At 65.9% G+C, this 26,392-nt stretch carries 25 protein-coding genes; 15 read left to right on the plus strand and 10 right to left on the minus strand.

All coding sequences use genetic code 11. The annotated features are described in order from the left end of the window. Positions 1 to 147: 147 nt before the first annotated feature. The 4 genes from QNI11_RS04630 to QNI11_RS04645 all read left to right on the plus strand — a co-directional run bounded on the left by QNI11_RS04630 (position 148) and on the right by QNI11_RS04645 (position 3,750). Positions 148 to 297 (plus strand): hypothetical protein, encoded by a 150-nt coding sequence (locus QNI11_RS04630; RefSeq protein WP_283982509.1) that lies wholly within the window; start codon positions 148 to 150, stop codon positions 295 to 297. A gap of 135 nt (positions 298 to 432) precedes the next feature. Next, the gene (locus QNI11_RS04635; protein ID WP_283982510.1) at positions 433 to 1,875 is read left to right on the plus strand and encodes a tyrosinase family protein; all 1,443 of its coding nucleotides are present in this window, start codon (positions 433 to 435) and stop codon (positions 1,873 to 1,875) included. Positions 1,876 to 2,164: 289 nt separating this feature from the next. Continuing rightward, complete coding sequence (locus QNI11_RS04640; RefSeq protein ID WP_100927630.1) at positions 2,165 to 2,908, plus strand: hypothetical protein; 744 nt, start codon at positions 2,165 to 2,167, stop codon at positions 2,906 to 2,908. Next, on the plus strand, positions 2,905 to 3,750 hold the full coding sequence (locus tag QNI11_RS04645) for a DUF1989 domain-containing protein (protein ID WP_283982511.1): 846 nt from the start codon (positions 2,905 to 2,907) through the stop codon (positions 3,748 to 3,750). Before QNI11_RS04640 ends, QNI11_RS04645 begins: the two co-directional genes overlap by 4 nt. 39 nt (positions 3,751 to 3,789) lie before the next feature. Here QNI11_RS04645 and deoD read toward each other — a convergent pair whose 3' ends face one another. The 3 genes from deoD to QNI11_RS04660 all read right to left on the minus strand — a co-directional run bounded on the left by deoD (position 3,790) and on the right by QNI11_RS04660 (position 7,133). After that, positions 3,790 to 4,494, minus strand: a complete 705-nt coding sequence (gene deoD / locus QNI11_RS04650; protein WP_283982512.1) for a purine-nucleoside phosphorylase — start codon at positions 4,492 to 4,494, stop codon at positions 3,790 to 3,792. A gap of 25 nt (positions 4,495 to 4,519) precedes the next feature. After that, positions 4,520 to 4,828 carry an H-NS family nucleoid-associated regulatory protein gene (locus QNI11_RS04655; RefSeq protein ID WP_100927627.1) on the minus strand — a complete coding sequence of 103 codons (309 nt, stop codon included), beginning with the start codon at positions 4,826 to 4,828 and terminating at the stop codon, positions 4,520 to 4,522. 304 nt (positions 4,829 to 5,132) lie between these two features. Then, positions 5,133 to 7,133, minus strand: coding sequence for a protein meaA (locus QNI11_RS04660; RefSeq protein ID WP_283982513.1), 2,001 nt, complete (start codon positions 7,131 to 7,133; stop codon positions 5,133 to 5,135). Between the two features lie 435 nt (positions 7,134 to 7,568). Between QNI11_RS04660 and ccrA the strand changes: the two genes are divergently transcribed. The 6 genes from ccrA (at position 7,569) to QNI11_RS04690 (ending at position 13,964) form a co-directional block, all read left to right on the plus strand. Continuing rightward, a complete protein-coding gene (gene ccrA / locus QNI11_RS04665; RefSeq protein WP_100927625.1) occupies positions 7,569 to 8,855 on the plus strand; it encodes a crotonyl-CoA carboxylase/reductase in 1,287 nt (428 codons plus the stop codon). A 239-nt stretch (positions 8,856 to 9,094) separates the two neighbouring features. After that, positions 9,095 to 9,301 (plus strand): hypothetical protein, encoded by a 207-nt coding sequence (locus QNI11_RS04670; RefSeq protein ID WP_100927624.1) that lies wholly within the window; start codon positions 9,095 to 9,097, stop codon positions 9,299 to 9,301. Beyond that, the gene (locus QNI11_RS04675) at positions 9,288 to 9,968 is read left to right on the plus strand and encodes a LuxR family transcriptional regulator (RefSeq protein WP_254698336.1); all 681 of its coding nucleotides are present in this window, start codon (positions 9,288 to 9,290) and stop codon (positions 9,966 to 9,968) included. The genes QNI11_RS04670 and QNI11_RS04675 overlap by 14 nt, the downstream gene beginning before the upstream one ends. 161 nt (positions 9,969 to 10,129) lie before the next feature. Continuing rightward, on the plus strand, positions 10,130 to 10,768 hold the full coding sequence (locus QNI11_RS04680) for an acyl-homoserine-lactone synthase (RefSeq protein ID WP_283982514.1): 639 nt from the start codon (positions 10,130 to 10,132) through the stop codon (positions 10,766 to 10,768). A 94-nt stretch (positions 10,769 to 10,862) separates the two neighbouring features. Further along, the gene (locus tag QNI11_RS04685; protein WP_283982515.1) at positions 10,863 to 12,404 is read left to right on the plus strand and encodes an ATP-dependent RecD-like DNA helicase; all 1,542 of its coding nucleotides are present in this window, start codon (positions 10,863 to 10,865) and stop codon (positions 12,402 to 12,404) included. Between the two features lie 267 nt (positions 12,405 to 12,671). Further along, complete coding sequence (locus QNI11_RS04690; protein ID WP_283982516.1) at positions 12,672 to 13,964, plus strand: GGDEF domain-containing protein; 1,293 nt, start codon at positions 12,672 to 12,674, stop codon at positions 13,962 to 13,964. On the opposite strand, the gene QNI11_RS04695 is transcribed toward QNI11_RS04690, so the two are convergent. Then, positions 13,951 to 14,967 (minus strand): NADP-dependent oxidoreductase, encoded by a 1,017-nt coding sequence (locus QNI11_RS04695; RefSeq protein ID WP_283982517.1) that lies wholly within the window; start codon positions 14,965 to 14,967, stop codon positions 13,951 to 13,953. The two genes, QNI11_RS04690 and QNI11_RS04695, sit on opposite strands and share 14 nt — an antisense overlap. Positions 14,968 to 15,078: 111 nt before the next feature. Between QNI11_RS04695 and QNI11_RS04700 the strand changes: the two genes are divergently transcribed. From QNI11_RS04700 to QNI11_RS04720, 5 genes are all read left to right on the plus strand, one after another. Beyond that, on the plus strand, positions 15,079 to 16,707 hold the full coding sequence (locus QNI11_RS04700) for a long-chain fatty acid--CoA ligase (RefSeq protein WP_283982518.1): 1,629 nt from the start codon (positions 15,079 to 15,081) through the stop codon (positions 16,705 to 16,707). Continuing rightward, positions 16,697 to 17,140 (plus strand): MaoC family dehydratase, encoded by a 444-nt coding sequence (locus QNI11_RS04705; RefSeq protein ID WP_283982519.1) that lies wholly within the window; start codon positions 16,697 to 16,699, stop codon positions 17,138 to 17,140. Before QNI11_RS04700 ends, QNI11_RS04705 begins: the two co-directional genes overlap by 11 nt. 63 nt (positions 17,141 to 17,203) lie before the next feature. Then, positions 17,204 to 18,430 carry an acyl-CoA dehydrogenase family protein gene (locus QNI11_RS04710; RefSeq protein WP_283982521.1) on the plus strand — a complete coding sequence of 409 codons (1,227 nt, stop codon included), beginning with the start codon at positions 17,204 to 17,206 and terminating at the stop codon, positions 18,428 to 18,430. 39 nt (positions 18,431 to 18,469) lie between these two features. Continuing rightward, on the plus strand, positions 18,470 to 19,492 hold the full coding sequence (locus QNI11_RS04715; protein ID WP_283982522.1) for a phosphotransferase: 1,023 nt from the start codon (positions 18,470 to 18,472) through the stop codon (positions 19,490 to 19,492). Continuing rightward, positions 19,485 to 19,886, plus strand: a complete 402-nt coding sequence (locus QNI11_RS04720) for a PaaI family thioesterase (RefSeq protein ID WP_283983482.1) — start codon at positions 19,485 to 19,487, stop codon at positions 19,884 to 19,886. The genes QNI11_RS04715 and QNI11_RS04720 overlap by 8 nt, the downstream gene beginning before the upstream one ends. A gap of 299 nt (positions 19,887 to 20,185) precedes the next feature. Here the strand turns inward: QNI11_RS04720 and gph are convergent, their stop codons facing one another. The 6 genes from gph to QNI11_RS04750 form a co-directional block, all read right to left on the minus strand. Next, positions 20,186 to 20,827, minus strand: a complete 642-nt coding sequence (gene gph, locus QNI11_RS04725; protein WP_283982523.1) for a phosphoglycolate phosphatase — start codon at positions 20,825 to 20,827, stop codon at positions 20,186 to 20,188. Further along, positions 20,824 to 21,516, minus strand: coding sequence for a ribulose-phosphate 3-epimerase (gene rpe / locus QNI11_RS04730; protein ID WP_283982524.1), 693 nt, complete (start codon positions 21,514 to 21,516; stop codon positions 20,824 to 20,826). Before rpe ends, gph begins: the two co-directional genes overlap by 4 nt. Before the next feature lie 80 nt (positions 21,517 to 21,596). Beyond that, positions 21,597 to 22,529, minus strand: a complete 933-nt coding sequence (locus QNI11_RS04735; protein ID WP_100927611.1) for a glyoxylate/hydroxypyruvate reductase A — start codon at positions 22,527 to 22,529, stop codon at positions 21,597 to 21,599. A 107-nt stretch (positions 22,530 to 22,636) separates the two neighbouring features. Further along, positions 22,637 to 23,776 carry a rod shape-determining protein RodA gene (gene rodA, locus QNI11_RS04740; RefSeq protein WP_100927610.1) on the minus strand — a complete coding sequence of 380 codons (1,140 nt, stop codon included), beginning with the start codon at positions 23,774 to 23,776 and terminating at the stop codon, positions 22,637 to 22,639. A gap of 160 nt (positions 23,777 to 23,936) precedes the next feature. Then, positions 23,937 to 25,853, minus strand: coding sequence for a penicillin-binding protein 2 (gene mrdA / locus QNI11_RS04745; protein WP_100927609.1), 1,917 nt, complete (start codon positions 25,851 to 25,853; stop codon positions 23,937 to 23,939). Continuing rightward, entirely contained in the window at positions 25,850 to 26,392 is a 543-nt protein-coding gene (locus QNI11_RS04750; protein ID WP_100927608.1) for a rod shape-determining protein MreD, read from the minus strand. Before QNI11_RS04750 ends, mrdA begins: the two co-directional genes overlap by 4 nt.

Here is a 26,392-nt window from a genome sequence, read left to right on the forward strand (position 1 = left end):
AGGGTGCCCCAGCGGCACCCTTTTTCGTTCCCCATCAAGGCCATGACCTCTGTGCATGGCGTGTTTGACCAAAGGGGGGATGTCGCTGCGGTGCAGAAGGCGTATCTGGGCGGCACGGGAGGAACCACGACAAGAAAGGTCATTCCCATGGCGAACGTCCGCCCCCTGAAAGAGCAGCAACCCACCAAGGCACAAGCCGCGCTGGCCGTCCTGGACGAGGCATGGTCCTACTACATGCCCGAAAAGCGCGTCGTCGCGCTGACCCCGGACTACGAAGACCTGCCGCTGGCAAGCTGACATGACACATTCGGCCAGGCGTCACGCGCGGAGCTAACCTTTGCGCGTGACGTAAAGGGTGAATGCACCCTTGCGTTGAGTTTTCCCGCGAGTCGTGGCATGATCGCCTCACCTATTTTCAGGGAGGCATTTACAATGACGATGACACGCAGACGGGCCTTGTCGCTCGGATCCGCAGGGCTTTTCGCAACAACCGTTCCCCTTGCCACATGGATGCACGGCGCGCGCGCCGAATACGTGCGGACGCGCTACGACGCGGCCTCGCCCGAGGGCAAGGAGATGCTTGGCATTTACGCCAGCGCCGTGGGCCAGATGAAAACGCGGGAGCCGTCCGACCCGACCTCATGGCAATTCCAGTTCTTCACCCACTGGATGGATGAGCAGAAGGCGGCCGCGATCGACCGGATCTACGGACCGGATGCCTCGCCCGAGAAGATGGCGGCTGAGGCGATGTGGAACACTTGCCGCGGTCACATCACCTGGGCGAGCCAGGCCGATTTTTTCGTCCCGTGGCACAGGATGTACGTGCTCTACCTCGAAAAGATCGTGCGGCAGGTGTCCGGCGAGGACGATTTCACGCTGCCCTACTGGAACTACACCGACCCGGCGAGCCTCGCCATTCCCGAAGAGTTCCGCGATCCCGCGTCGCCCCTGTTCGTCGCCGACCGCAACCCGGGCATCAACGATGGAACCGCCGTGATGAACGGCCTGTCGCTCGCCTTCATGTCGCGCACGGCCTACCTCGGGCAGATCGGGTTCAACCGGACGCTGGACAACAACCCGCACGGCGCGGTGCATGTCATGGTCGGCACGACCACCAACATGGGCAACGTGCCGACCGCCGCCAATGACCCGGTGTTCTGGGTGCACCACGCACAGATCGACCGCTGCTGGGCAAGCTGGAACGCGGCGGGCAACGCGAACCCGACGGATGCCGCGTGGACCGACCAGGAATTCCAGTTCTACGATCCGGTGGAAAACCAACTGGTCTCGGTGCCGTCAGGCAGCGTAACGACGACGGAGGAGCTGGGCTACGGCTACCAGGACCTGATCCCGGCGCCTGCGCCTCTGACTGCCATGGTGGAACGCGACACGCTGATCGAAAGCGCCCCGATGGTCCTGGCCGCGGCGGAAGACGTGCCCCTGACCGCAAGTGTCGACACCGGGCCCGTCAAGCTGGGGGCGGAACCCGTCACCGCCCGCGTCGCCGCACCGGAGCAGAGCCTCGCGCTCGGAGGGCCGTCCGACGCGCGGCTGTACCTTGTCATCGGATCGCTCGCGACAGAGGTCCAGCCGGGCGTCGTCTACGACGTGTACCTCGGCGGACCGGAGGTGGCCCGGGAGCAGCGGGAAGAATGGCTTGTGGGCCAGATCCACTTCTTCAATGCCACCGCTTCGGTGGAGGAGGCGGAAAAGTCCGATGCCGTCTTTGCCTTCGACGTGACGGATCACATGGCTGTCCTGACGGCCGAGGCCACGGACGGATTGCCCGCGCCGCAGGTCACCTTCGCCCCGGCCGGGACGCCCGTCGAAGACGCGGAGCCGCTGGTCGGCGACATCCGTTTCGTCGAGGAATAGACCGGGACGGCGCACCCCGGGCAGGCCGATGACCGGGCCTGCCCGCCATCAGCGCATATGCTTCCAAACGGCTGCGTTCCGCGGTAGGGCAGGGCATGTTCGTCCCGATCCTGCTTGTCGTCGCGTTAGTCCTGCTGCTGATCTTCAACCGGCCAGAGACGCGTCTGTGCCGCTGGCGTGAATTTCGTCAAACGGATGACGTACGCTGGACATGCGTGCACTGTGGCGCCACGGTAAGCCTGCCGCGGGGACAGCGCCCGCAGACCTGCTATCGCCAAGGACGCGCCTGATGACCAGTCCAGAGACCGAGACGGTCGAGCCGACGGAATTGTCCTTCGTCTGTCCGCCGGACTTGGCGGGCCACATCCCGTTCCCGACCCCCGCAGCGCAACACGTCCCCGACTGGTTCCGCAAGCTGCCGATGGAGCTGGGCATGCCGGGCGCCGATGGGCAGCCGTGGAAGACCATGAGCGCCTGCCTCCCCGTGCACGACGCCTTTGCCCTGGGCTGGGTGCTGCCGACGCCCTTCGACCTTGGCGTCGGAAGCGACGAGGACGGGCAGCTCATCTTCCAGTGGCCGGAGAACGTGCCCTTCGCCCCGGTCGAGCTGATGAACCCGGCGCAGATCGGCGCAGACAAACCGCCTTTTCAGAACGCCTTGCCGCTGAAGTTCGTGAACCCCTGGCGGGTCAAGCTGCCGCCCGGCTGGTCCGCGGCCTTTCTGCACCCGCTCAATCATTTCGAGCTGCCTTTCCGGATCTTCGACGCGGTTGTCGATTGCGACGTGTTGCACAAGCCCGTCGACATTCCCTTCCGCTGGACCGCCGCCGATGAACAGGTCCTTTTGCCGGCCGGCACGCCGATGGTGCAGGTCGTGCCGTTCGAGCGCCGGCTGGCCCCGCCGCACGCCGACATCCGCGCCGAGACGCCGGAGGAGACAGCGGAACGCGAAGCCGCCTCCCGAACCAAACCCGGAGAGCCGTCCGACTACGTCCGCAAGTGGGTCAGACGCCACGAAACCGAGGGTACATGATGAACGCTCCCGAAGATGCCGAGGCGCGCCGCGCCGTTCCTCCGGTGATATGTTACCCGACAGAGACGCTGCCAAAGCCGGACCTTGGGCTTTACACGGCTGCCTTGGGATCTGCGCGCGTGACGCATCGTGTCACCGCCTCGCCGCGCGACGCCTGCGCTTTCGAGGTGCCCGCCGGCCATTACTTTCGCATCATGTGCCCCGAGGCCCCGCAGGTCGGCGACCTGAACCTGTGGAACGCCAATGATCTCGGCGAGCGGTTCTTCTCGGGCAAGACGCGGGCGCTGCACGGCACGCATGTCTCGACGGGCGACCGGCTCTGGTCCGCGCTGCCCTACCTGCGGCCCATGGCGACCATCGTCGAGGACACGCTGGACTGGTACGGCATCGACGGGTTCGGCGGGTCGGTCCACGACGTGATCGGCACCCGGTGCGACCCCTACACCCATGCGCTGTTGTCAGGCGGGGCCTATCATCATTGCTGTCATTCCAACCTGACACGTGCATTGGCCGATGCCCGCGACTTGCCACTGGCAGAGGCGGAACGTCACGTCCACGATGTCCTGAATGTCTTCATGTGTACGGGCTTCACCCGCGACACCGGGCAGTATTTCATGAAGGCGTCACCCGTGCGCCCCGGGGATTCCCTGACATTCTTTGCGGAAATCGATCTGCTCGGCGCACTCAGCGCCTGCCCGGGAGGAGATTGCGGATCGGAGCACAGTTCCGACACCGCCCGTTGCGCACCGCTGGATGTCGAAATCCTGGCGCCTGCCGAAAACAGTCTGAATGGATGGGTGGTGCCTTCGGCCAATGGCTATGACCGCAGCCACGGACGGTGAACTCCACCCGGGCCGCATCGGCCCGGGTGGACTCTCTTTTCAGGAAAACGCGGCTTCGAGCGCGATCTCGACCATGTCGCCAAAACTGCGCTCCCGGTCTTCGGACGGCAGCGCCTCATGTGTCAGAAGGTGATCGGACACGGTCAGAACCGCCAACGCCCGCACACCGTGCCGGGCCGCCAGAGTGTAGAGTTCCGCCGCTTCCATTTCGACGCCGAGAATGCCATGGCGAACCATCTGATCATTCAGATCCGGCCTTTCGTCGTAGAAAACGTCCGACGAATAGATGCCTCCGACATGCACTCCGCAATCCTTGGCGCGCGCCGCAGAGACGGCTTTTTCCAATAGGCCGAAATCCGCGCATGGCGCGAAATTCAATTCGCGAAAGATGCCGCGCGACGGAGTCGAAAGAGTAGACGCCGTCATCGCAACGATCACATCGCGAATCTTGACGCTATTCTGCATCGCCCCGCAGGAACCGATCCGGATCAAGGTTTTCGCGCCATAATCCCGGATCAATTCGTTCGCGTAGATCGAAAGGCTGGGCATACCCATGCCCGACCCTTGTATCGTGACGCGATGGCCTTTCCATGTGCCGGTGTAGCCCAGCATGCCGCGCACACGGTTCACGCATCGAGTATCTTCAAGGAAGGTCTGCGCAGCCCATTCCGCACGAAGCGGATCGCCGGGCATCAGGACCGTTTCGGCGATTTCGCCAGGTGCGGCTCCGATATGGATAGTCATTGTAAAACGCCTGGTTGCCTGAAAGTCAAAGCGCCATATCTTCCAGCGACTTGCCTTCGTTGAGCGCTTCGATCAGCCAGTTCGGCTTGCGTCCGCGTCCCGTCCAGGTCTGCGACGGATCTGCGGGATTTGCGTATTTCGGCGCGCTCTTCGAGCCTTTCGGCCCGGCCGTCATGACGTCTTCAAGGGAGAAGCCATATTCCTTCGCTGCCTGTTCGGCAGCGCGTTTGGCTTCTGCCATGCGACGTGCATCGACAGTCCTCAGCGCCTTTTGTGCATCGGAAACCAGTTTCTGTAACTCGTCACGGGAAAGAGACTCCAGATCAACATTCATAGCCAAGCCCTTTATCCGTTGGTGGTTGGTAACCTGCCGCTCATAATTCTATTGTGAATGAACTGCAAGTCGAGGGTAGGGTATGCAGTGTAAACCTACTGTTAACAAGTAGCGATGACCGGAAATAGACTTATAGGTAGGAATTCGGCAACAGACACAATTTCAGAACTAAATTCGGAAATTGCCTCTCATTGGCGTCAATTCTTTGGAGGCCGCATCATTCGATTTCTAGTTTTCTTGTGGCTGTATCCAGAAAGAAAAACGGCCAAGCACAAGGCCTGGCCGTCAACGTTTTCAGCTTAACTTACTCTGCCGCGACGGACTGCGGATCCACCAGTGTCACGATGTCTTTCATGATCGTGTTCAGTGCAAAGTCCTTTGGAGTATAGACCCGCGCGACACCCATCGCCTTGAGACGCACGGCGTCTTCCTCGGGAATGATGCCGCCGACAATTACGGGCAGATCGCCCAGCCCCGCAGCCCGAAGCCGGTTCATCACGTCCTCGACCAAGGGAATATGCGACCCCGACAGGATCGACAGGCCCACCACATGCGCGCCCTGCTGGGCGGCGGTGACGATCTGTTCCGGCGTCAGGCGAATGCCCTCGTAGTCGATCTCCATCCCGCAGTCGCGTGCGCGGAAGGCGATCTGTTCGGCGCCGTTCGAATGCCCGTCGAGACCCGGCTTGCCGACAAGGAAGCGCATACGACGGCCCAGACGGTCGGACACGGCATCCACCATGGCGCGCAGATCGTCGAGGCCCTCGGTCTTGTTGGACACGGCGCGCGAGACTCCCGTCGGCCCGCGGAATTCGCCGTGGACGGCGCGCATCTCACCCGCCCATTCGCCAGTTGTAACGCCGGCCTTGGCGCATTCGATCGAGGCAGGCACGACATTCTCGCCCTTCTGCGCGGCAGACCGCAGCTTGGCCAGCGCGCTCCTCACCGCCTCCGCGTCGCGTTCGTTGCGCCATTCGGCGAGGCGCGCCTTCTGGTCTTCTTCCACAGCCGGGTCGACGGTCATGATGCCGCCGTCCTCTCCCATCAGTGGCGACGGCTCGGTTTGCTGCCAGCGGTTCACGCCGACGACGATGGTTTCCTCGCGCTCGATCCGGTTCAGTCGCTCGGCGTTGGAGTCGACGAGCCGTCCCTTCATGTACTCGATGGCGCTGATCGCCCCGCCCATCGAGTCGATGTTCGCAAGCTCTGCCCGGGCGCCTTCCTTCAGCGCCTCGACCTTCGCATCCACCGCCGGGTTGCCGTCGAACAGGTCGCCGTATTCCAGGAGGTCGGTTTCATAGGCCAGGATCTGCTGCATCCGCATGGACCACTGCTGATCCCAGGGGCGCGGCAGGCCGAGCGCCTCGTTCCACGCGGGCAATTGGACGGCGCGGGCCCGGGCGCGTTTCGACAGGGTCACGGCCAGCATCTCGATCAGGATGCGGTAGACGTTGTTCTCCGGCTGCTGTTCCGTCAGCCCGAGCGAGTTCACCTGCACGCCATAGCGGAAGCGGCGCATCTTGGGGTCCTCGACGCCGTAGCGCTCCTGCAGGATCTCGTCCCAGAGGTCGACGAAGGCGCGCATCTTGCACATCTCGGTGACGAAACGGATGCCGGCGTTCACGAAGAAGGAGATCCGGCCGCAGACGCCGGGGAAATCCTCGGGCGCGATCCTGCCCTTCAGTTCATCGAGAACAGCGACGGCGGTGGCCAGCGCGAAGGCCAGTTCCTGTTCCGGCGTCGCACCCGCTTCCTGCAGATGGTAGGAGCAGACGTTCATCGGGTTCCATTTCGGGACGTGCTTGTAGCAGTACTCCGCCACGTCGCCGATCATCTTCAGAGAGGGCTTGGGCGGGCAGATATAGGTCCCGCGCGACAGGTACTCCTTGATGAGATCGTTTTGAACGGTGCCCTGCAGCTTCGAGACATCGGCGCCCTGTTCCTCCGCCACCGCGATATAGAGCGCCAGAAGCCAGGGCGCCGTCGCGTTGATTGTCATGGAGGTGTTCATCTGTTCGAGGGGAATGTCCTTGAACAGGGCCCGCATGTCGCCGAGGTGGCAGACCGGAACGCCCACCTTGCCCACTTCGCCCCGGGACAGGATGTGATCGCTGTCGTAGCCGGTCTGGGTCGGCAGGTCGAAGGCCACCGACAACCCGGTCTGTCCCTTCGCGAGGTTGGAGCGATAGAGCGCGTTCGACGCCTCTGCCGTGGAGTGGCCGGCGTAGGTGCGGATCAGCCACGGGCGGTCGGCTTGATGAGCGGGCGCGCTCTTCGGTGTGTCGTTTTTGGCGGTCTCGGTCATCGGGGCCTCCTTCGTGGGCGCTGCCGCGGCGCGGGTCTGGCGCAGGCGCGGCGTGAAGCTGTCGGGCAATCTTGTTACGTTTGTATTCTGTTATGCGAAATAATATGTCGCTGTCAATTCGCCGCGTTGCGGCACTGCTGTCGCGGAAACTGTGCGCCGGGCCACGATCCGCGTCTACTGTTTGAAGTGATGTCCGCCAGTCTGGTGAAGCCAAGTGCTCAGGCATTCGTCTGCCCGTTTTGCGTCCGCACGATCCGGCAGCTTTCTGCGCGGGCAATCAGAATTTCTGCGACTGCTGGGTTATAAAATTTCAAAACTGTGCAAAATGGTGTTGCAATGTTGCGCGGTGACTCGTATCCAATGGTCCAACGCCGCGATTCTGCGCTGCAGAGGCGGCATCCGTTAACGACCGAGGACCTAGAACAGGAGGCCCCCATGGCACTGGATCAGCAGACTGGCATCGCTCAGTACGACGCGCCGGAGAAAGACCTCTACGAGATCGGCGAAATGCCCCCGATGGGTTACGTTCCGAAGAAGATGTACGCGTGGAACATCCGCCGCGAGCGTCACGGCGATCCCGACAAGTCGTTCCAGGTCGAAGTGGTGGACACATGGGAGATCGACAGCCACGAGGTTCTCGTGCTCGTGATGGCGGCCGGCGTGAACTACAACGGCGTCTGGGCCGGGAAGGGCGTTCCGATCAGCCCCTTCGACGTACACAAGCAGGAGTACCACATCGCGGGCTCCGACGCCTCGGGCATCGTGTGGAAGGTCGGCGACAAGGTGAAGAACTGGAAGGTGGGCGACGAGGTCGTGATCCACTGCAACCAGGACGACGGCGACGACGAGGAATGCAACGGCGGCGATCCGATGTTCTCTCCGTCCCAGCGGATCTGGGGCTACGAGACGGGCGACGGGTCCTTTGCGCAGTTCACACGTGTTCAGGCCCAGCAGCTCATGCCGCGCCCCAAGCACCTGACCTGGGAAGAGGCCGCCTGCTACACGCTGACGCTGGCCACCGCCTACCGGATGCTGTTCGGCCACCACCCGCACGAGCTCAAGCCCGGCCAGAACGTGCTGGTCTGGGGCGCCTCGGGCGGGCTCGGCTCCTACGCGATCCAGCTGGCCAACACCGCGGGCGCCAACGCGATCGGCGTCATCTCGGACGAGAGCAAGCGCCAGTTCGTGATGGACCAGGGCGCGAAGGGAGTCATCAACCGCAAGGACTTCAACTGCTGGGGTCAGCTTCCGACGGTCAACTCGCCGGAGTACAACGAGTGGCTGAAAGAGGCGCGCAAGTTCGGCAAGGCGATCTGGGACATCACCGGCAAGGGTGTGAGCGTAGACATGGTGTTCGAGCACCCGGGCGAGGCGACCTTCCCGGTCTCCACGCTGGTGGTGAAGAAGGGCGGCATCGTCGTGATCTGCGCCGGTACCTCCGGCTTCAACTGCACCTTCGACGTGCGGTACATGTGGATGCACCAGAAGCGCCTGCAGGGCTCGCACTTCGCCAACCTCAAGCAGGCGGCCTCCGCCAACCGGCTGATGATCGAGCGCCGGCTTGATCCCTGCATGTCCGAAGTCTTCCCGTGGGACCAGATCCCGGCCGCGCACATGAAGATGATGCGCAACGAGCACAAGCCCGGCAACATGGCCGTTCTCGTGCAGGCGCCGAAGACCGGTCTGCGGACGATCGAGGATTGCCTCGACGCGCGCAAGTAAGCGCAATCGGCGAATCCCCGGGGTTTCCAAGACGCCCCGGGGCCAATCCGGAACGCCCGCGAATCGCATACGGTTCGCGGGCGTTCTCTTGTCCGCGCGGCGGACAACGCAATTCCAGTGCCTTGCCGGATCGCACCCTCGCCATTTCTGGGGAGGAAATTTCCGTGAATACCCGACGGCTTAGGCACATGGTAGAGTTGTCTTAATCAAACGTTAACCACCAGCAGATGAGGCTTGCCATGGGACATGACTGGATCTTGGACGTACTGACCGACCTGAAAACCTTTGCGCGAGCCAACGGCATGCCGTCCCTGGCGGCGCAACTGGACGACGCGTCCTTCGTCGCTCAGGCGGAACTGACGTCGCTTGCCGAGGGTAAGGGGCTTGGGCTTTTTGCGAAACGCGCCGCGTCTGAACGGGCTGATCGAACGTTTGGAGTCCGCTGAGGGGCTGGAGGATCTCCAGCTCCTGATCGAGGAACTGCGGGACGAATATGGTGTCGATCATATCGTCTATCACTGGGTCAACAGCGCCGGAGAGCAGTACGGCTGCGGCACCTACGACCTGGAATGGGTCAACCACTACATCGAGAAAGGATATCTGAGGATCGATCCGGTCATTCAGGGGTGTTACCAGCGGTTTCACCCGGTGAACTGGAAGCGCCTCGACTGGTCGTCCAAATCGGCAAGGGCCTTCCTTGAGGATGCCATTGCCCACGGCATCGGCAATCAGGGGTATTCCATCCCGATCCGCGGTCCCAACGGCCAGTTCGCCCTGTTCAGCATGTCCCACACCTGCAACGACGACGAATGGGAGGCGTTCACCACCGGCAACCGCCGCGACCTGATCCTCGTCGCGCATTCCTTCAATTCGAAGGCGCTGGAGTTCGAGCCGGGGCGCACGCCCGAACCGGCGCAACCCCTCAGCCCGAGGGAGATCGAGGCGATGACGCTGCTGGCCATCGGCTACAGCCGGGCCCAGGCTGCCGACACGCTCTCCATCTCGGAGCACACGCTGCGGGTCTACGTCGAAAGCGCCCGCCACAAGCTCGGTGCGATGAACACGACGCATGCGGTGGCCCGGGCGCTCAGCCGCGGCGTGATCGTGATCTGACCAAAGGGGCATCGCGTTTCCTTCGCGCCCGTACACACGCGCAAGGATGTCATCCCGGTGATTGAATCATTGGTTAATTCCGCGCGCGCCCGCGCCGAAATCCGTTAACTACGCCGGCGGCAGGCTCGGTCCATCAAAGCCTTACTGCGAAGGATGGACCCATGATCCGCTACATCTACGGCAACGACCTGCACAAGTTCCCCAAGCTCGCCCGCACCATGTTCCTCGACCGTGCCGACCAGTTCAAGACGCGCCTCGGATGGGACGTCACCGTGGACGACCGTGGTTTCGAGCGTGATGCCTACGACGACGAAAACCCGCTCTACGTGATCTGGGAGAACAGGGACGGCTCGCACGGCGGATCCATGCGGCTGCTGCCGACCGTGGGCCGGACCATGGTCAACGATCACTTCGTCCATCTGACCGACGGCGTCCGCATCGAAAGCCCGCTGATCTGGGAATGCACCCGCTTCTGCCTGTCGCGGCGCGCCGGGGCGGGCGTCGCGGCGGCCCTCATGCTGGCGGGAGGCGAGGTGATGCAGGAATTCGGGGTCATGCACTACGTGGGCGTGTTCGACGCGCGCATGGTGCGCATCTACAAGCGCATCGGATCCTCGCCGGACATCCTTGGCCAGGAAGGCGAGGGGCGGTCGATGATCGCCGTAGGACTGTGGGAGTTCACGCCGGAGGCGCAGGCCAAGGTTTCCCGCAGCGCAGACATTTCCCCGGAGCTGTCGAAGCGCTGGTTCGAGCTGTCTTTCGGAGAGATCATCGACGAGGCGGGGCTGGTCGCCGCCTGATATCGTCATCTTTGGCGGTGCCGCGCGTGTCCTGACAGGGCGCGCGCGTTTTCACATCTGGCGGCTGGCGGGCACCGCAAGTAGGGTGCGCGCCATGAACGACGCCAGCCCAATCGTATACTCCCCCGATCAGGCAGAGGCGCACGACCGCGTCAGCGATCTGTTGCGCGCGGCGGGCGTGGACCTCGACAATGGCCTGTGCCTGCCCGCCAAGGAAAGCGACGCCCGTGTCATGGCCCTGATGGGCAAGGCGGGTTCCGGCAAGACGCTGCTTTTGTCGGAACTGGTCAAGGCGCTGGATGCCGTAGGGGTCGAGACCGTCTCCGGCGATTACGAAAGCCGCCGCTCGCGCGAGTCGCGCACGCTGGCCGTGCTGGCGCCGACGAACAAGGCGGCCTCCGTCCTCAGGATGCGCGGCGTGCCCGCCACGACGATCCACCGCATTATCTACACCCCGGTCTACGACCCGGAGTACGAGAAGGTCGCGGAATGGCTGATGGGCAACGGCGATCCCCCGGAAATCGAGGAACTGCCGGAAGAGGCACTGGCCCGCGCGCAGGCGTCCTACGAGGTGCACAAGTCGATCCCGGCGGCCTTGGCAGCGGCGGGGCTGCGCGGATCGGACTTCATCACCGGCTGGAAGCGCCGGGAAGAGCCGCTCGACATCGGGTTCGTCGACGAGGCGTCGATGCTCGATGAAAAGCAGTTCGAGGACCTGCAGGAAATCTTTCCCAACCTCGTCCTGTTCGGCGATCCGGCGCAGCTGGCGCCGGTGGGGCAGTCCGGCAAGATGGTCTTCGACGGGCTAAAGGACAGCCAGAAGCTTGAGTTGCACCGCATTCACCGGCAGGAGGCCGACAACCCGATCCTCGACCTGGCCCATGCGCTGGCTGACCCGGCCATCGGCTTCGAGGATTTCGAAAGGCTGGTCGAAGACGCGGCGCGGCGCGACGACCGGGTGGTCTTTGCCCAGCGGGTCGAGGTCGACCTGATGGCCCGTTCCCCGGTGCTGGTCTGGCGCAACGCCACCCGGATCCGGCTGATCAACGCCTTCCGTCACGTGCACGGCGCACCGGAAACCGCCCTTCTGCCCGGAGAGCCGTTGGTCTGCGACGGGATCGAGCTGCCCCTGAAGCATCGCAAGAAGCGGCTCGACCTGGAGGCGCGCGGCCTCATCAAGGGTGCGCAGGTGATCTACCTCGGCCCCGGCCGGAAGCCCGGGTTCTCGAAGCTGCACGTGGTTGGCGCGCTGGAACCGCAGGTCTCGGCCGCGTCGATCGTCAAGATCGAGAAACCGGACGAGGAAGAGCCCTTCATCCCCTACGCCGCCAGCATGGGGGCCACCTTCCTGCACGGCGCTGCCGTGACGATCCACAAGGCTCAGGGCAGCCAGTGGGAGAACGTGCAGGTCTTTGCGCCCGATCTTTACGCGGCGGCCCGGATGGGGCGGGTGGAGGCGGGGCAGCCGCTGTGGAAACGGTTGGCCTACGTGGCGATCACGCGTGCGCAGTCGAGGCTGTTCTGGGTCGTGCGCAACAGGCTGGCGAAGCCCTCCGAAGGCCTGAGGATCGACGACCTCGGCGGCACGCCGGCGCCCCTGACCCTCGAAGCGCAGGACCCGTCCGCCGGCGCCTGAACCGATTAAGCGGGATGGTTTTCGCAGTATTTCCGGTCAATCCTGCCTGCCATGAAGAGTTTCCCTAGCGTCAATGCGAGTTGGTAACGAGTTGTTAACCACTGTGAATGAACAGTTGTTCAGTGGCGCCTTCGGGAGATTCTCTGGAAAATGTCGTTTCACGCGACGAGCAGGACAAGAACGGCTGGAAGGCGAAAGCGTTGGTACTCGGTACCGATACGCATCGTTCTGACCGTCCGTATTGCGGGTCTTGTTCTGGCGTCGTCCATGCTGACGCTCGCGCTGCTCGACCGGATGTTTCATTTGCTCGATGGCCTGTATCCTGCGGGAACGGCGCCCCACACCAACATGCTGCTCTACGCCGCCATGGCGCTGGCCATCGTCGCGACCTCTCTGCAGCGGCCCCTGCGGCACACCAGCCGCGCTGAAGGTCTGATCTGGGCGGTGGTCGTGCTGGTCTGCCTGACCGGGCTGGTGCTGCCGTGGCCGACCGGTGCAGGCGCGGGGAACGGGGTCGGCTGGAACACTGCCGCCAGCCTGCTGCTTCTGAGCGCGGGGCAACTTCTGCGCCGCGCGCAGCCGACAATAGGGATGGTCTGCACCTTGCTGGCGCTGTTCGCGCCGGCCGTTGCGACGATCGGGTTCATTCATGGCGACCGGGAATTCTTCGGAAGCATGGCGGTGCCCACGGCCATCTGCCTCCTGGCGCTGGCCGTCGTCAATGCGACCCGGTTTGCGCGGCACAAGTCGATCCGGCTGATGCTGGTCGACAACCCGGCGGGCCACCTGGTCCGCCAGCAACTGGTGATCTGGACGCTGCTGGCGGTGTCCTTGCCCCTCGTCACACGGCTGATGCCCTTGTTGAACCTGTCCCACGACAGCAGTTTCCCGACGCTTTACACCGCGCAGATGGGCCTGATCCTGCTGGGCATCCTGCATTTCGGCATCCGTTTCGTCGCGCTTCTGGACAACGCGCGCAGGCTTGAACGGGCCCTTGTCCGGGATGTGGAGACGGACTCCCTGACCGGCGCCGCCACCAGACGCGCCGCAAGGGCGTGGTTCGAGGACCGCATCTGGCGGTCGCATGTGGCCGTCATCATGGTCGACCTCGACCACTTCAAGAACGTGAACGATACCTACGGACACGCGGTGGGCGATGCGGTGCTGCAGACGGCGGCGCGCGCCATGCAGGAGGAAATGCGCATGACCGATATGGTCACGCGCTGGGGCGGCGAGGAGTTCGCCGTCATGTTCCCGCTGAACAATCCGATGGCCCTGCGCGCACGGGCCGAGGTCCTGCGCGTGCGGATCGCCGAGGCCACCCGCAGCACGGAAGGCCTTCCGGTGGTCACAGCCTCGCTGGGCTGTACCATCGTCGACAAGGGGGTCGGACGGTCGCTGACCGAGGCGGTGGCCGTGGCCGACCGCGCGATGTACCGCGCGAAGGAGCAGGGCCGGAACCGCGTGGTGCTCTGCGACGGGCTTGAGCCGCAGGCCGGACCGAAAGGGCACGATCCACGCCCGTCCGATCCGGCCCTGGGTCAGCTCAGGACAGCCTGACGATCTGCTTGCCGGTGTTGCCGCCCTTCAGCATCGCCATGAAGGCCGCCGGTGCGTTCTCCAGCCCCTCTGCCACGTCCTCCAGCCAGTTGATCTCGCCCGCGGCGACTTTCGGCGTGACCTCGCGCAGGAAGTCCGGGAAACCGTCCCAGTGGTCGAAGATGATCAGGCCGTTCACCGAGAGCCGCTTGGTCAGGACGCTCCGCCAGACCAGCGGGAGCTGGTCGGTGGTCTCTTCCGCGCCGCTGTACCAGGCAATCGTGCCGCAGACCGGGATGCGGCCATGCACGTTCATCAGCGGGATCACGGCCTCCAGAACCTTGCCGCCGACGTTCTCCCAGTAGATGTCGACGCCGTCCGGGGCGGCCTCGGCCAGCGCCTTGCGCAGCGAGGAGGCGTCATGTGCGCGGTGGTCGATGGCGGCGTCGAAGCCGAAGGTTTCCGTTGCGATCCGGCACTTCTCCGCACCGCCGGCGATGGCCACTGTCCTGAGGCCCTGCGACTTCGCAAGCTGCCCCACCATGGCCCCCACTGGCCCGGTTGCGGCAGCCACCACCAGTGTCTCGCCCGCTTTCGGGCGACCGTATTTCGCCAGCCCGGTCCAGGCGGTGAAGCCCGGCATTCCCAGCACGCCAAGCGCCGTCGAGGGCGGCAGGTCGCTGTCCAGCTTGCGCGCCTCGGTACCCTTCAGCACGGCGTGGCTGGCCCAGCCGGTCATGCCGGTCACGAGGTCGCCCTCGGCAAAACCGTCCGCCTTAGACAGGAGCACGCGGCCCACGCCCTGTCCGGTCATGGTGTCGCCCACGCTCAGCGAGGGGGCGTAGCTTTTCACCGGGGCCATGCGCCCGCGCATGTAGGGGTCGAGCGACAGCAGCGTGACCTCGACGAGGATCTCGCCCTCCGCCGGTTCCGGCATGGCTTGCTTTTCGACAGAGAAATCCTCGGCCACCGGGTCGCCCTCCGGATGGCGGGCCATCGCGATACGGGTCATCTGTGAAGGCATGTCTGGTTCCTCTTCCTGTTTGTCTTCCGGGCGCCTGTGGAAAGCTGTTGCACCCGGGCGGTCATGTTGCGCAGTCTAGGAGGAAGGACGCGGACGGCAAGGGAGGGCCAGATGCAGGGCATGATGATGCAGATGCCGTTGAGGATCATCGAGATTCTCGACTATGCGGCCGGGGCGCATCCGGGGGGAGAAATCGTTTCGGTCCGCACCGAGGGCGACCTGCACCGCCAGAGCTACCGCGACACCTATGCCCGCGTGGCGCAACTGGCGCACGGGCTGAAGGATCTGGGCGTCGGCGAGGGGGACCGGGTCGCGACGCTCGCCTGGAACGGCTACCGGCATTTCGAGCTTTATTATGCCGTCTCGGGCATGGGCGCCGTGTGCCACACGATCAACCCGCGGTTGTCGGCCGAGCAGATGCTCTACATCATCAAGCATGCGGGCGACCGGGTGCTGTGCCTCGACCTGACCTTCGTTCCGCTGGTGGAGGCGCTGGCCGATCACCTGCCGGATGGGCTGGTGCTGGTGGTCATGGCGGACCGGTCGCACATGCCCGACTCCGACATGGGGTTTCTCTGCTACGAGGACCTTCTGGACGAGCAGGAGACCACCTTCGACTGGCCGCTGATGGACGAAAACGCCGCCGCGGGCCTGTGCTACACCTCGGGGACGACGGGCAATCCGAAGGGCGCGCTCTATTCCCATCGCTCGACGGTGCTGCACGCCATGTTCATCGCGATCACCGTGCCGAAGTCGCTGCGTGAAGGCGGGCGCATCCTGCCGGTCGTGCCGATGTTCCACGTCAATTCCTGGGGGCTGCCCTATGCCGCGCCGCTGGTGGGCGCCTCGCTGATCATGCCGGGGCCCAGGCTGGACGGCCCTTCGCTGTTCGAACTGATGGAAAGCGAGGGCGTCACCGCCTCCTGGGGCGTGCCGACGGTCTGGCTGGGTCTGCGGGCCGAGGTGGAGAAGCGCGGCACCGTGCCCTCGAAGCTTGAGCAGCTTGTGATCGGCGGCTCTGCCGCGCCGCGCGCGATGATCGAGTTCTTCGAGAAACGCGGCGTGGATGTCTGCCACGCGTGGGGCATGACGGAGATGAGCCCGGTCGGCACGCACGGCCAGTTGTCCGAGCCGATGCAGGACCTGCCGCACGAGACGCGCATGACGCTGAAGTCGAAGCAGGGCCGCCGGGTGTTCGGCGTCGAGCTCAAGCTGAACGACGAGGACGGCAATCGGCTGCCGCATGACGGCAAGGCCGTGGGCGAGCTGTACGTGCGCGGAAACTCGATCATTTCCGGGTACTTCGAGAACCCCGAGGCAACGTCGCAGGCCTTCGATCACGAGGGCTGGTTCGGCACCGGCGACGTGGCGAGTATCGACGGCGCGGGCTTCCTGCATATCCAGGACCGCTCCAAGGACCTTATCAAGTCGGGCGGCGAATGGATTTCATCGATCGACCTCGAGAACATCGCCATGGCCCATCCCAAGGTCGCGAACTGCGCGGTGATTGCCGTGAAGCATCCGAAGTGGGAGGAACGCCCGCTGCTGGTCGTTGTGCCCAAGGACGACGGGCCGCGGCTTGAGGACATCCATGCCATGATGCTGGAGCACGTGGCGAAATGGCAGTTGCCGGACGCGATGGAGTTCGTCGAGGACCTGCCGCTGACCGCCACCGGGAAGGTGTCGAAACTGACGCTCCGCAAACGCTTCGAAGGATACGAGATGCCGGATGCTGGCTGACGACCTGAGGATCATGGCGCCGCGTGAAAGCGAGTGGTTCACGCTGGACGCCCGGCGTGTGAAGGCCTTTGCGGACGCGACCGAGGACTGGCAGGACATTCACCTCGACGCGGAGTTCGCCTCCAGGACGCCGTTCGGGGGCACCATCGCCCATGGCTTCCTGACGCTGTCGATGCTGTCGGCCATGTCCTACCAGGTGACGAAAGAACTGACCGGGTTCTCTTCCAGCGTGAACTACGGCTTCGACCGGATCAGGTTCGTCTCGCCGGTGCGTGTCGGGCGGCGGGTGAGGGGGCGATTCTCCGTGGCCGGGGTCGACGAGGGCGAAGGCTGGCTGGACGTGCATTGGGACGTCGAGGTCGAGAAGGAAGGCGAGGCGCGTCCTGCGCTTGTGGCCAACTGGATAACGCGGTTTTACTTGGCCGAAGGTTAACGGTGCGCGCGCAGCCCGTCGCAGGGCCCCGCCGCGCCGCCGGAGAAAGACAGGGAGAGAGACATGGATCTTGGCATGACGGAGCGGGTGAAACCGCTTGTCGAACAGGTGCGCCGGATGATCGAGGACGAGATCGCGCCGCTCGACCGGGAGTTCCACGCCGAGGTCGGCAAGCACCCCCAGGGCCGGTTCCACCACACCGACCGCCAGCTTGAGATCCTGAACGGGCTGAAGGCCAAGGCGCGCGAGCGCGGGCTGTGGAACTTCTGGCTGACGGACTCGGACCGTGGTTACGGGCTGACGACGGTGGAATACGCCTACCTTGCCGAGGAGATGGGCAAGGTTGGCATCGCGGCGGAGGTCTTCAACTGCAACGCCCCCGACACCGGCAACATGGAGGTCCTCGAACGCTACGGCGAGGACTGGATGAAGGACCGCTGGCTGGCGCCGCTGCTGGAGGGAGAGATCCGCTCTGCCTACGTGATGACGGAGCCGGACGTGGCCTCGTCAGACGCGGCGCAACTGGCGTTCTCCGCCCGCAAGGACGGCGACGATTACGTGCTGAACGGCGAGAAGTGGTGGATCAGCGGCGCGGGCGATCCGCGCTGCGGGTTGTATATCCTCATGGCCTGCACCGATCCGGCGGCGGCCAAGCACCAGCGCCACACGATGTTCGTGATGGACCCGGACACGCCCGGGATCGAGGTCCTGCGGCCGATGCAGGTGTTTGGCGCGGATGACGCGCCGCATGGCCACATGCACCTGCGCTTCACCGACGTGCGCGTCCCGGCAATGAACATCGTGCTGGGCGAGGCGCGCGGTTTCGAGGTGGCGCAGGGGCGGCTTGGCCCCGGGCGAATCCACCATTGCATGCGGGCCATCGGGCAGGCGGAGAAGGCGCTGGAGATGATGTGCCGCCGCGGTCTGGCGCGGGAGGCCTTCGGCAGGAAGGTCGCGGAACTGGGGGCGAATTTCGACATCGTCGCCAATGCCCGGATGGAGATCGAGATGGCGCGCCTCCTGTGCCTGAAGGCGGCGTGGATGATGGACACGGCGGGGGTGCGGGCGGCGCAACCGTGGATCTCGCAGATCAAGGTGGTGGCGCCCCTGATGGCGGGCAAGGTGATCGACGAGGCGATGCAGATGCACGGTGCTGCGGGAATCAGCCAGGATTTCGACCTGGCGCATATGTGGACGCATGTGCGGACGCTGCGCTTTGCCGACGGGCCGGATGCGGTGCACCGCCGGCAGGTGGCGCGGGCCGAACTGAAGAAGTACCGCAATGATTGATCGCGCCAGGGTTGTGTCGCGCCTGTGCGGGTTGGCCGGATGACCGAAGAGGAACTCGCCCGCGTGGCGCGGTGGATGGCGGAGCATTTGCCAGGGTTCGAACCGCCGCTTCGCGCCGAGAAGTTCGCGGTGGGGCAGTCCAACCCGACCTACCGGCTGACCTCGCCCTCGGGGTCCTACGTGCTGCGGCGCAAACCGCCGGGGCAGCTGCTGAAATCGGCCCATGCGGTCGACCGGGAATACCGGGTGCAGCGGGCGCTGCGCGACACCGCCGTGCCGGTCCCGAGGATGTATGCGCTCTGCGAGGACGACGCCGTGCTGGGCGTTGCGTTCTACGTCATGGACCACGTGGCCGGGCGCAACATCGTCGACCCCTCCATGCCCGGTGAGACACCCGCGATGCGCGGGGCGGTCGTGGCGGAGATGGGCCGCGTGCTGGCGGCCATCCACGCGGTGGAGCCGGAGGCGGTAGGGCTGGGGGATTTTGGCCCGCAGGGCAACTACTTCGCGCGGCAACTGGGCCGCTGGGCCAAGCAGTACGAGGCTTCGGCGACGGAGGCGCAGCCGGACATGGACCGGCTGGGAGAGTGGTTGCAGGGCGCCCTGCCGGAGGACGACGGCCAGCGGACGCTGGTGCACGGCGACTACCGAATCGACAACCTGCTGTTTGCGCAGGACCGGGCGGAGTGCGTGGCCGTGCTCGACTGGGAGCTGTCGACGCTGGGCCATCCCTTTGCCGATCTGGCCGGGGTGATCCTGCAATGGCAACTGCCGCCGGGCGCGGAGGGGCGGGGCCTGAGGGGCATCGACCGGGCGGCGGCGGGGCTGCCGTCGGACGAGGGTTTCATCGCCGGATACTGCGCCGCACGGGGCATCGCGGTGCCGGGCGACTTCGGGTTCTACGTGGCCTTCTGCGCCTTCCGCATGGCGGCGATCCTTCAGGGGGTGAAGAAACGGGCGCTTGACGGCAACGCGGCGAACCCGGAAAAGGGTTTGAAACTGGGTGCTTACGTTCCCGAATTCGCAAGACTTGGATGGGACGCACGGCATGCCTATGGATGACGACATTCGCGAAGGCCCTTACGCCTTTTCCGCGCTCCTGGGGATGGAGATGGCGGACTGGCGGCAGGACTATGCCCGGTTCGAACTGCCCTTGGCGGACAAGCTGATGAACCGGCACGGCAATCCGCATGGCGGGGTCTATGCCTCGTTGCTGGATACGATCATGGGCTATGCCGGGTGCTGGACAGGCGACAGGGACCGTCGCCAGATGTGCCTGAAGCTCAACCTGAACGTGCAGTTCATCTCGCGCCCGAAAGGCGAAATGCTGATCGGAGAGGGCTTCCGGACGGGGGGCGGCAAGAGCACGTTCTTTGCCGAAGGGGTGCTGAAGGACGAGACCGGAGAGGTCGTCGCCAAAGGCACCGGCGTCTTCCGGTATCGCCGGGGAGCGTGATCCGGGACCGGTTCCTGACGGTGCGCGCGTTGTGGTGAACGGGGCGCGCGCCGGGCAGATCTTGTGGGCCATGCGCTGCCGCGGCAGCCGGGTTAACGGCGGATCGGACGCGTTTACGGAAAATTATGGGGTGAACCGGCCGGTTGAGGGGGTCGAAACGGCCGGTTGGTAACCTTTTAGCCCGGGCAGGCCGGTGCCGCTGTTGCGGTGCGGATTTTCCCGTTAACCGGGGACATCGGGGCAGGGGTGGCCAACCCGGCCCGCCGGGCCGGAACGCCCACCCTACGCCGCCGCCCGCCTTACCAGAGCGTCGCGAAAAGATCCGGGGCCCGGCTCCAGTCGGAGAAGAGCGCCACATGCGGCAGCGCCTCCGGCGGGGCGTTGCGGTAGCCTTCGGTGAACAGCACGAAGGGCACGCCCGCCGCCTGCGCCGTTTCGCAGTCGGTTTCGCTGTCGCCCACGTAGAGCGCCTGCGCCGCGCCGCCGAGCGCCGCCACCAGCATGGCCGGATCGGGCTTGCGCGTGGGCAGGCTGTCGCCGCCGATGACGATCTCGAAGAACGGCGCGAGGCCGGTGTCGCGGATCGCGGTCTCGGTCGCGGCATAGGGCTTGTTGGTGCAGAGCGTCAGCCGGTGGCCCGCCGACCTGAGCGCCTCCAGCGCCTCCGGCACGCCCGGGTAGAGGCAGGCGGGATCGCTGGGGGTCGTCACGTAGTGGTGCATCGTCCGGTCGTAAAGCGCCTTGTGGTGGTCCGGCGCGGCGCCGACATGGGCCAGCACGCGGTCCACCAGCACCGGCAGGCCGCGCCCGACGAAGCCGGGCGTCTCTTCCACGGTGATCGTCGGCAGGCCCAGCTCGGAGAGCGCCTCGGCCACGGCGGCGTGGATGTGGGGCACGCTGTCCATCAGCGTGCCGTCGAGGTCGAAGGCGATGGTCTTCACGCCGCGGCCGTCCCGGCGACGGAGGCGCGGATGGCGCGGATGTTCTCGCCGTAGGGGGCGGGGTTCTCGACCGAGCCGCCCCTGAACACCGCGGACCCGGCCACCAGCACGTCGGCGCCTGCCTCGACCACCAGCGGCGCGGTGTCCGGCGTCACGCCGCCGTCGATCTCGATATGGACCGGGCGGTCGCCGATCATCGCGCGCAGGGCGCGGATCTTGGCGGTCATGTCGATGAACTTCTGCCCGCCGAAGCCCGGGTTCACGGTCATCACGCAGACAAGGTCGGTGAGGTCGAGCAGGTGTTCCACCGCCTGTGCCGGGGTGCCCGGGTTCAGCGCCACACCGGCCTTCATGCCCGCGGCGCGGATCGCCTGCAGCGTGCGGTGGGTGTGGGGGCCTGCCTCGACGTGGGCGGTCAGGATGTCGGTGCCCGCGTCGGCGTAGGCGTCGATGTAGGGGTCGACCGGCGCGATCATCAGGTGCACGTCCATCACCGTCTTCACGTGCTTGCGGAAGGCCTTCACCGCCGGGGGGCCGAAGGTGAGGTTGGGCACGAAGTGGCCGTCCATCACGTCGACGTGGATCCAGTCGGCGCCCTGCGCCTCGACCGCCCGGATTTCGCGCCCGAAGTCGGCGAAGTCGGCGGAAAGGATGGAGGGGGCGATCTTCACGCTGCGGTCGAAGGACATGGGCGGCTCCTGTGCGGGGGCGGAGGTGGGCGGTTCCGGAGGGGTTTGCCGGAGGGTTTTGGACGGGGGGCGGGGCCGGGTCAATAGCCGGCGCTGCGGTCGACCTCGTGCAGGAGCGGGGCACCGGATTCCGACCGGGCGATGTTGCGCGCGATGACGCGGGCGGCGCTGTCGGGCCGGGTGGTGGAGGCGATGTGCGGCGTCACGGTGACGCGCGGGTGCGCCCAGAAGGGGTGGTCCTGTGGCAGCGGTTCGGTCCGGAAGACGTCGAGGGTGGCATGGGCGATCCGTCCCTCGTCCAGTGCGGCGAGAAGCGCGTCGTCGTCGATCAGCGGCCCGCGCCCGGGGTTGAGGATGACCGCGCCCTGCGGCAGGCGGGCCAGCCGTTCCGCGTTCAGGAGGTCGGTGGTGGCGGGCGTGTCGGGCAGCAGCAGGACGAGGATCTGCGCGCTGGAGAGCGCCGCGTCGAGCCCGTCCTCGCCGTGGCTGGTCAGCACGCCGTCGAGGTCCTTGGGCGTGCGGCTCCAGCCGGTGACGGGGAAGCCAAGGGCTGCGAGCTGCGCGGCGCAGGCCTGCCCGAGGGCGCCGAAGCCGAGGATGGTGACGGGCCGGTCCTTCGAGAGCGGCGGCGGGGTGGTGTCCCAGATGCGGTCGGGGTTCACGATATGCGCGTCCATCCCGAGGTGGTGGCGCAGCACGTGGCCGGTGACCCATTCGACCATGCCCTGGGTCAGGCCCTCGTCGTCGACCATGCGCGCCAGCGGCACCTTCAGGGTGGGGTTGCCCACCACCTGCTCGACCCCGGCCCAGAGATTCAGCACGGCCTTCAGCCGGGTGAAGGGGGTGAAGTCCTGCACCGAGGCGTTGGGTGCATAGACGATGTAGTCGACGGTTTCCGGCGGCAGGTCGGTGCCCAGCGTGTGGTCGAGGCCTTCGGCGGCGAGGGCGTCGCGCAGGGGGCGTTCGTAGTCGTCCCACTTCTCGGAGCGGGCGGCGAAGAGGATGTTCGGCATGGATGACCTTTCGGAGGCGGGACAGGGCCCGGTTCGTTCAAGGTGAAGCAGGAAGCGGGGCCGGGGGCAACCCTAAGCGGGCCCCCGGCGCCGGTCTCGGCGGGGTCTCAGCGCGGACGGTGGACGTGCGCGCTTTGCACCAGTCCGAAGGCGATCATCAGCACCAGCATCGCCGAGCCGCCGTAGGAGACGAGCGGCAGGGGCACGCCCACGACGGGCGCGAGGCCCATGACCATCGACATGTTCACGGCGAAGAACAGGAAAAAGGTCATGCCGATCCCGAGGATCATCAGCGAGGAGAAGCGGTCGCGGTTCTGCAGGGCGGCGACCACGCAGAAGAACAGGATCAGCGCGTAGAGGATGAGCAGGGAGATGCCGCCGACGAAGCCGAATTCCTCGGCCAGAGTGTTGAAGATGAAGTCGGTGTGCTTCTCGGGGAGGAAGTTCAGGCGGCTCTGGGTGCCCTGCATGAAGCCGCGCCCGGTCCAGCCGCCGGAGCCCATGGCGATCTTGGCCTGGGTGATGTGGTAGCCCGCGCCCAGCGGGTCCGACGAGGGGTCGAGGAAGGTGTCGATCCGCCGGAACTGGTAGTCCTTGAGCAGCTGCCAGTCGGTGCCGCGGCTCTTGAACACCGCCCAGACGGTGCCGACGCCCGCGGTCAGCACGGTGGCGAAGTAGAGCCAGTGCACGCCCGCGAGGAACATCATCAGCCCGCCCGCGATCATCAGCAGAAGCGCGGTGCCGAGGTCGGGCTGGGTCAGCACCAGCGCGGTGGGCGCGAGGATGATGAAGATCGGGATCAGCACCCAGAGCGGGCGCGAGGTCTTGGACAGCGGCAGCCAGTCGTAATAGGCGGCGAGCAGGACGACCATGGCGACCTTCATCAGCTCGGACGGCTGGAGGCGCATGAAGCCCAGGTCGATCCAGCGCTGCGCGCCCATGCCGATGGCGCCGAAGAATTCCACCAGCAGGAGCAGGAAGAAGGCCAGCGCGTAGACCACGAGCGCCATGTTGCGCCAGAACCAGATCGGCACCATGGCCACGACGAACATCGCCGTGAGGCCGAGGATGTAACGCTTGGCCTGCGGCTCGGCCCATGGGCTCCACGAGCCGCCCGCGACCGAATAGAGCATCAGGAAGCCAACCCCGGCGACGGTGGTCAGCAGGATGATGAGCGGCCAGTTCAGGTGCAGGATCTTGCGCCAGCCGCTGGGGACGGTCTTTACGTTGTACTCGAGATAGGTCACGCGGCGCCCCCCTGTCCGGCGCAGGCGGCGCGAAGCCCCGCCCTACGCGGCGTGGCGCTGGCTTCGGGAGGGCATGCACGATCCGGCGCGTGCAGGCGCGCGTCAGCGCGGCGAACGGCCTCCGCGCCCGGCGCGGTCTGCGGAAACGCGGGCATCGGGGTCATGCGCGGCTCGGCTCCTCGCTCTTGCGGGCGCGGCGCTGGCTGGAGAGCTTTTCCTGCTGGGTCTTGATGCGGCCCCGGTCCTTTGCCGGGTAGGCGTCGAGCGGCGGGTCCTCTCCGTAGAGCGCCTGAAGCGTCACGTCGCGGGCGATGGGCGCGGCGGTGCGCGATCCGCCGACGCCGTGTTCCACAACCACCGCCACGGCGATCTTCGGGTTGTCGAAGGGCGCGAAGCTTACGAACAGCGCGTGGTCGCGGTCTTCCCACGGGTCGGCTTCGGTGGTGATGCGCGAGACCACCTGCGCGGTGCCGGACTTGCCCGCCATCCGCATGCCTTCGGCAATGATGCGCGATCCGTAGCCGGTGCCGCGCCGGTTGTTGGACACGGCGAACATGCCGCGCTGCACCTGCAGGAGGTGGTTCGGGTTCAGCCCGAGGTCCGTCCCCCCGCGCGAGGGCGTCTCTACCCCGTCGATGCTGCGCACCAGCCGGGGCGAGATCGACCGGCCGGTGGCCACGCGCGCGGTCATCACCGCCAGTTGCAGCGGCGAGGTCAGCACGAAGCCCTGGCCGATGGCGGCGTTCACCGAATCGCCGATCACCCATTCCGCGCCGCGTTCGCGGACCTTCCACGCCTTGTCGGGCACGAGGCCGGAGGTGACGGCGGACATGGGGATGTCGTGCGCCACGCCAAGGCCCATGCGGCGGGCCATGTCGGCGATGCGTTCGATCCCCACCTTCAGTGCGAGGTCGTAGTAGAACACGTCGCAGCTTTCGCGGAGCGACTGTTCGAGGTTCATGTAGCCGTGGCCGCTGCGCTTCCAGCAGCGGAAGGAGCGGGAGCCGACCTCGTAATGGCCGGGGCAGTAGACCGTGTCGTCGGGCGCCAGCAGGCCCGCGTCCAGCGCGGCGAGCGCCGTCACCATCTTGAAGGTCGAGCCGGGCGGATAGGCGTCCTGCACCGTCTTCGAGGCCAGCGGCCGGTGGTCGTTGGTGTTGAGCGCGTTGAAATCCGTGTGGGAGATGCCGCGCACGAAGAGGTTCGGGTTGTAGGACGGCGCCGAGGCGATGGTCAGCACGTCGCCCTTTTCGAGGTCGAGCACCACGACGGAGGCGCTTTCCTCGCCGAGGCGCGCCTGGGTGTAGTCCTGAAGATCGGTGTCCACGGTGAGCTGGATGTCGGCGCCGCTTTCGCCCTCGCGCCGGTCGAGTTCGCGCATGACGCGGCCGACGGCGTTGACCTCTACCCTCTTGGCGCCGGCGGTGCCGCGCAGGTCCTCTTCGTGCCGGACCTCGACGCCGACCTTGCCGACCTGGAAGCGCGGGATGCGCAGCAGCGGCGGCGGGTCCTCGTAGCGGGCGAGGTCGCGTTCGGAGACCGGGCCGACGTAGCCCGCCACATGGGCAAACAGTTCCTTCTGCGGGTAGACGCGGGACAGGCCGACCTCGGTGGTGACGCCGGGCAGGGCGGGGGCGTTGACCGCCACGCGCGAGATGTCCTCCCAGCTGACCCGTTCGGCGATGGTGACGGGGATGAAGGGCGGCGTGCGCTCCATCTCGGCCAGGGCGCGGTTGAGGTCGTTCTCGTCCAGTTCGACAAGCTGGCCCAGGTGGGCGATCACGGTGGCCACGTCGCCCGCGTCCTCACGCGTGAGGGTGATGCGGTAGGTCGGTTCGTTGTCGGCGATGACCACGCCGTTGCGGTCGAAGATGCGCCCGCGCGACGGCGGGATCAGCCGGATGTTGATGCGGTTCTCTTCGGCCAGCAGGCGGAATTCGTCGGCCTGATCGACCTGCATGTGGTGCATCCGCAGGCCGAGCGTGGTGACGAATCCAAGCTGCAGGCCACCGAGGACAAGCCCGCGGCGCGTGATGCGGCGGGCGGATTCTGCGGTCTCTTTCGGGCTTCGTCTCATAGGGTGCGTCCCGTGTGGTCGAATTCGCCGGGGGCGGTGCGGCGGACGCCGAAGGCGAGGTAGGACACCGCGGCCACCAGCGGGTAGGCGAGCACGGTCATACCATATTGCATCAGGGCGAGCGAAAGCATACCCGGCGAGATGATCAAGATCGCGAGAGTGAGCCTGTAAAGGACGGTGATCGCCAGCAGCGTGGCGGCGGCGGCGGCCCATTCGGTGGCGAAGGTGTTCTCGCGCAGTTGCCGGGCGCGGTTCTTGAGGAATTCCGAGGCGAGCAGCATCAGGAGAGCCCAGAGCCCGGGCGGCCGCTGGAACACCAGGTCGGCCAAGAGCATCACCCCGGCGATGGAGAGGGCGGGCACGTAATCGGGGCGGCGCAGGCACCAGGCGAAGGTCAGGGCGGTCAGGAAGTCCGGCCCGGCGATTCGCTGCGGCAGCATCTGCAGCGGCAGGAGGTGCACGAAGATCAGGAGCAGCGCCAGCGCCGGATAGAGCGCGCGCATCGTCCAGAGGCGGGCGGGGCTGTGCTTCTCGGCCAT

Origin of the sequence: Sagittula sp. MA-2 (assembly GCF_030126985.1) — a bacterium.
Lineage (GTDB): Bacteria > Pseudomonadota > Alphaproteobacteria > Rhodobacterales > Rhodobacteraceae > Sagittula.

Bases quoted from the DNA above. Each gene is read 5' to 3' on its own strand.
- QNI11_RS04630 (WP_283982509.1), top strand. From the start codon at position 148: ATGGCGAACGTCCGCCCCCTGAAAGAGCAGCAACCCACCAAGGCACAA.
- QNI11_RS04635 (WP_283982510.1), top strand. From the start codon at position 433: ATGACGATGACACGCAGACGGGCCTTGTCGCTCGGATCCGCAGGGCTT.
- QNI11_RS04640 (WP_100927630.1), top strand. From the start codon at position 2,165: ATGACCAGTCCAGAGACCGAGACGGTCGAGCCGACGGAATTGTCCTTC.
- QNI11_RS04645 (WP_283982511.1), top strand. From the start codon at position 2,905: ATGATGAACGCTCCCGAAGATGCCGAGGCGCGCCGCGCCGTTCCTCCG.
- deoD (WP_283982512.1), bottom strand. From the start codon at position 4,494: ATGACTATCCATATCGGAGCCGCACCTGGCGAAATCGCCGAAACGGTC.
- QNI11_RS04655 (WP_100927627.1), bottom strand. From the start codon at position 4,828: ATGAATGTTGATCTGGAGTCTCTTTCCCGTGACGAGTTACAGAAACTG.
- QNI11_RS04660 (WP_283982513.1), bottom strand. From the start codon at position 7,133: ATGACCGAGACCGCCAAAAACGACACACCGAAGAGCGCGCCCGCTCAT.
- ccrA (WP_100927625.1), top strand. From the start codon at position 7,569: ATGGCACTGGATCAGCAGACTGGCATCGCTCAGTACGACGCGCCGGAG.
- QNI11_RS04670 (WP_100927624.1), top strand. From the start codon at position 9,095: ATGGGACATGACTGGATCTTGGACGTACTGACCGACCTGAAAACCTTT.
- QNI11_RS04680 (WP_283982514.1), top strand. From the start codon at position 10,130: ATGATCCGCTACATCTACGGCAACGACCTGCACAAGTTCCCCAAGCTC.
- QNI11_RS04685 (WP_283982515.1), top strand. From the start codon at position 10,863: ATGAACGACGCCAGCCCAATCGTATACTCCCCCGATCAGGCAGAGGCG.
- QNI11_RS04690 (WP_283982516.1), top strand. From the start codon at position 12,672: ATGCTGACGCTCGCGCTGCTCGACCGGATGTTTCATTTGCTCGATGGC.
- QNI11_RS04695 (WP_283982517.1), bottom strand. From the start codon at position 14,967: ATGCCTTCACAGATGACCCGTATCGCGATGGCCCGCCATCCGGAGGGC.
- QNI11_RS04700 (WP_283982518.1), top strand. From the start codon at position 15,079: ATGCAGGGCATGATGATGCAGATGCCGTTGAGGATCATCGAGATTCTC.
- QNI11_RS04705 (WP_283982519.1), top strand. From the start codon at position 16,697: ATGCTGGCTGACGACCTGAGGATCATGGCGCCGCGTGAAAGCGAGTGG.
- QNI11_RS04710 (WP_283982521.1), top strand. From the start codon at position 17,204: ATGGATCTTGGCATGACGGAGCGGGTGAAACCGCTTGTCGAACAGGTG.
- QNI11_RS04715 (WP_283982522.1), top strand. From the start codon at position 18,470: ATGACCGAAGAGGAACTCGCCCGCGTGGCGCGGTGGATGGCGGAGCAT.
- QNI11_RS04720 (WP_283983482.1), top strand. From the start codon at position 19,485: ATGGATGACGACATTCGCGAAGGCCCTTACGCCTTTTCCGCGCTCCTG.
- rpe (WP_283982524.1), bottom strand. From the start codon at position 21,516: ATGTCCTTCGACCGCAGCGTGAAGATCGCCCCCTCCATCCTTTCCGCC.
- QNI11_RS04735 (WP_100927611.1), bottom strand. From the start codon at position 22,529: ATGCCGAACATCCTCTTCGCCGCCCGCTCCGAGAAGTGGGACGACTAC.
- mrdA (WP_100927609.1), bottom strand. From the start codon at position 25,853: ATGAGACGAAGCCCGAAAGAGACCGCAGAATCCGCCCGCCGCATCACG.
- QNI11_RS04750 (WP_100927608.1), bottom strand. From the start codon at position 26,392: ATGGCCGAGAAGCACAGCCCCGCCCGCCTCTGGACGATGCGCGCGCTC.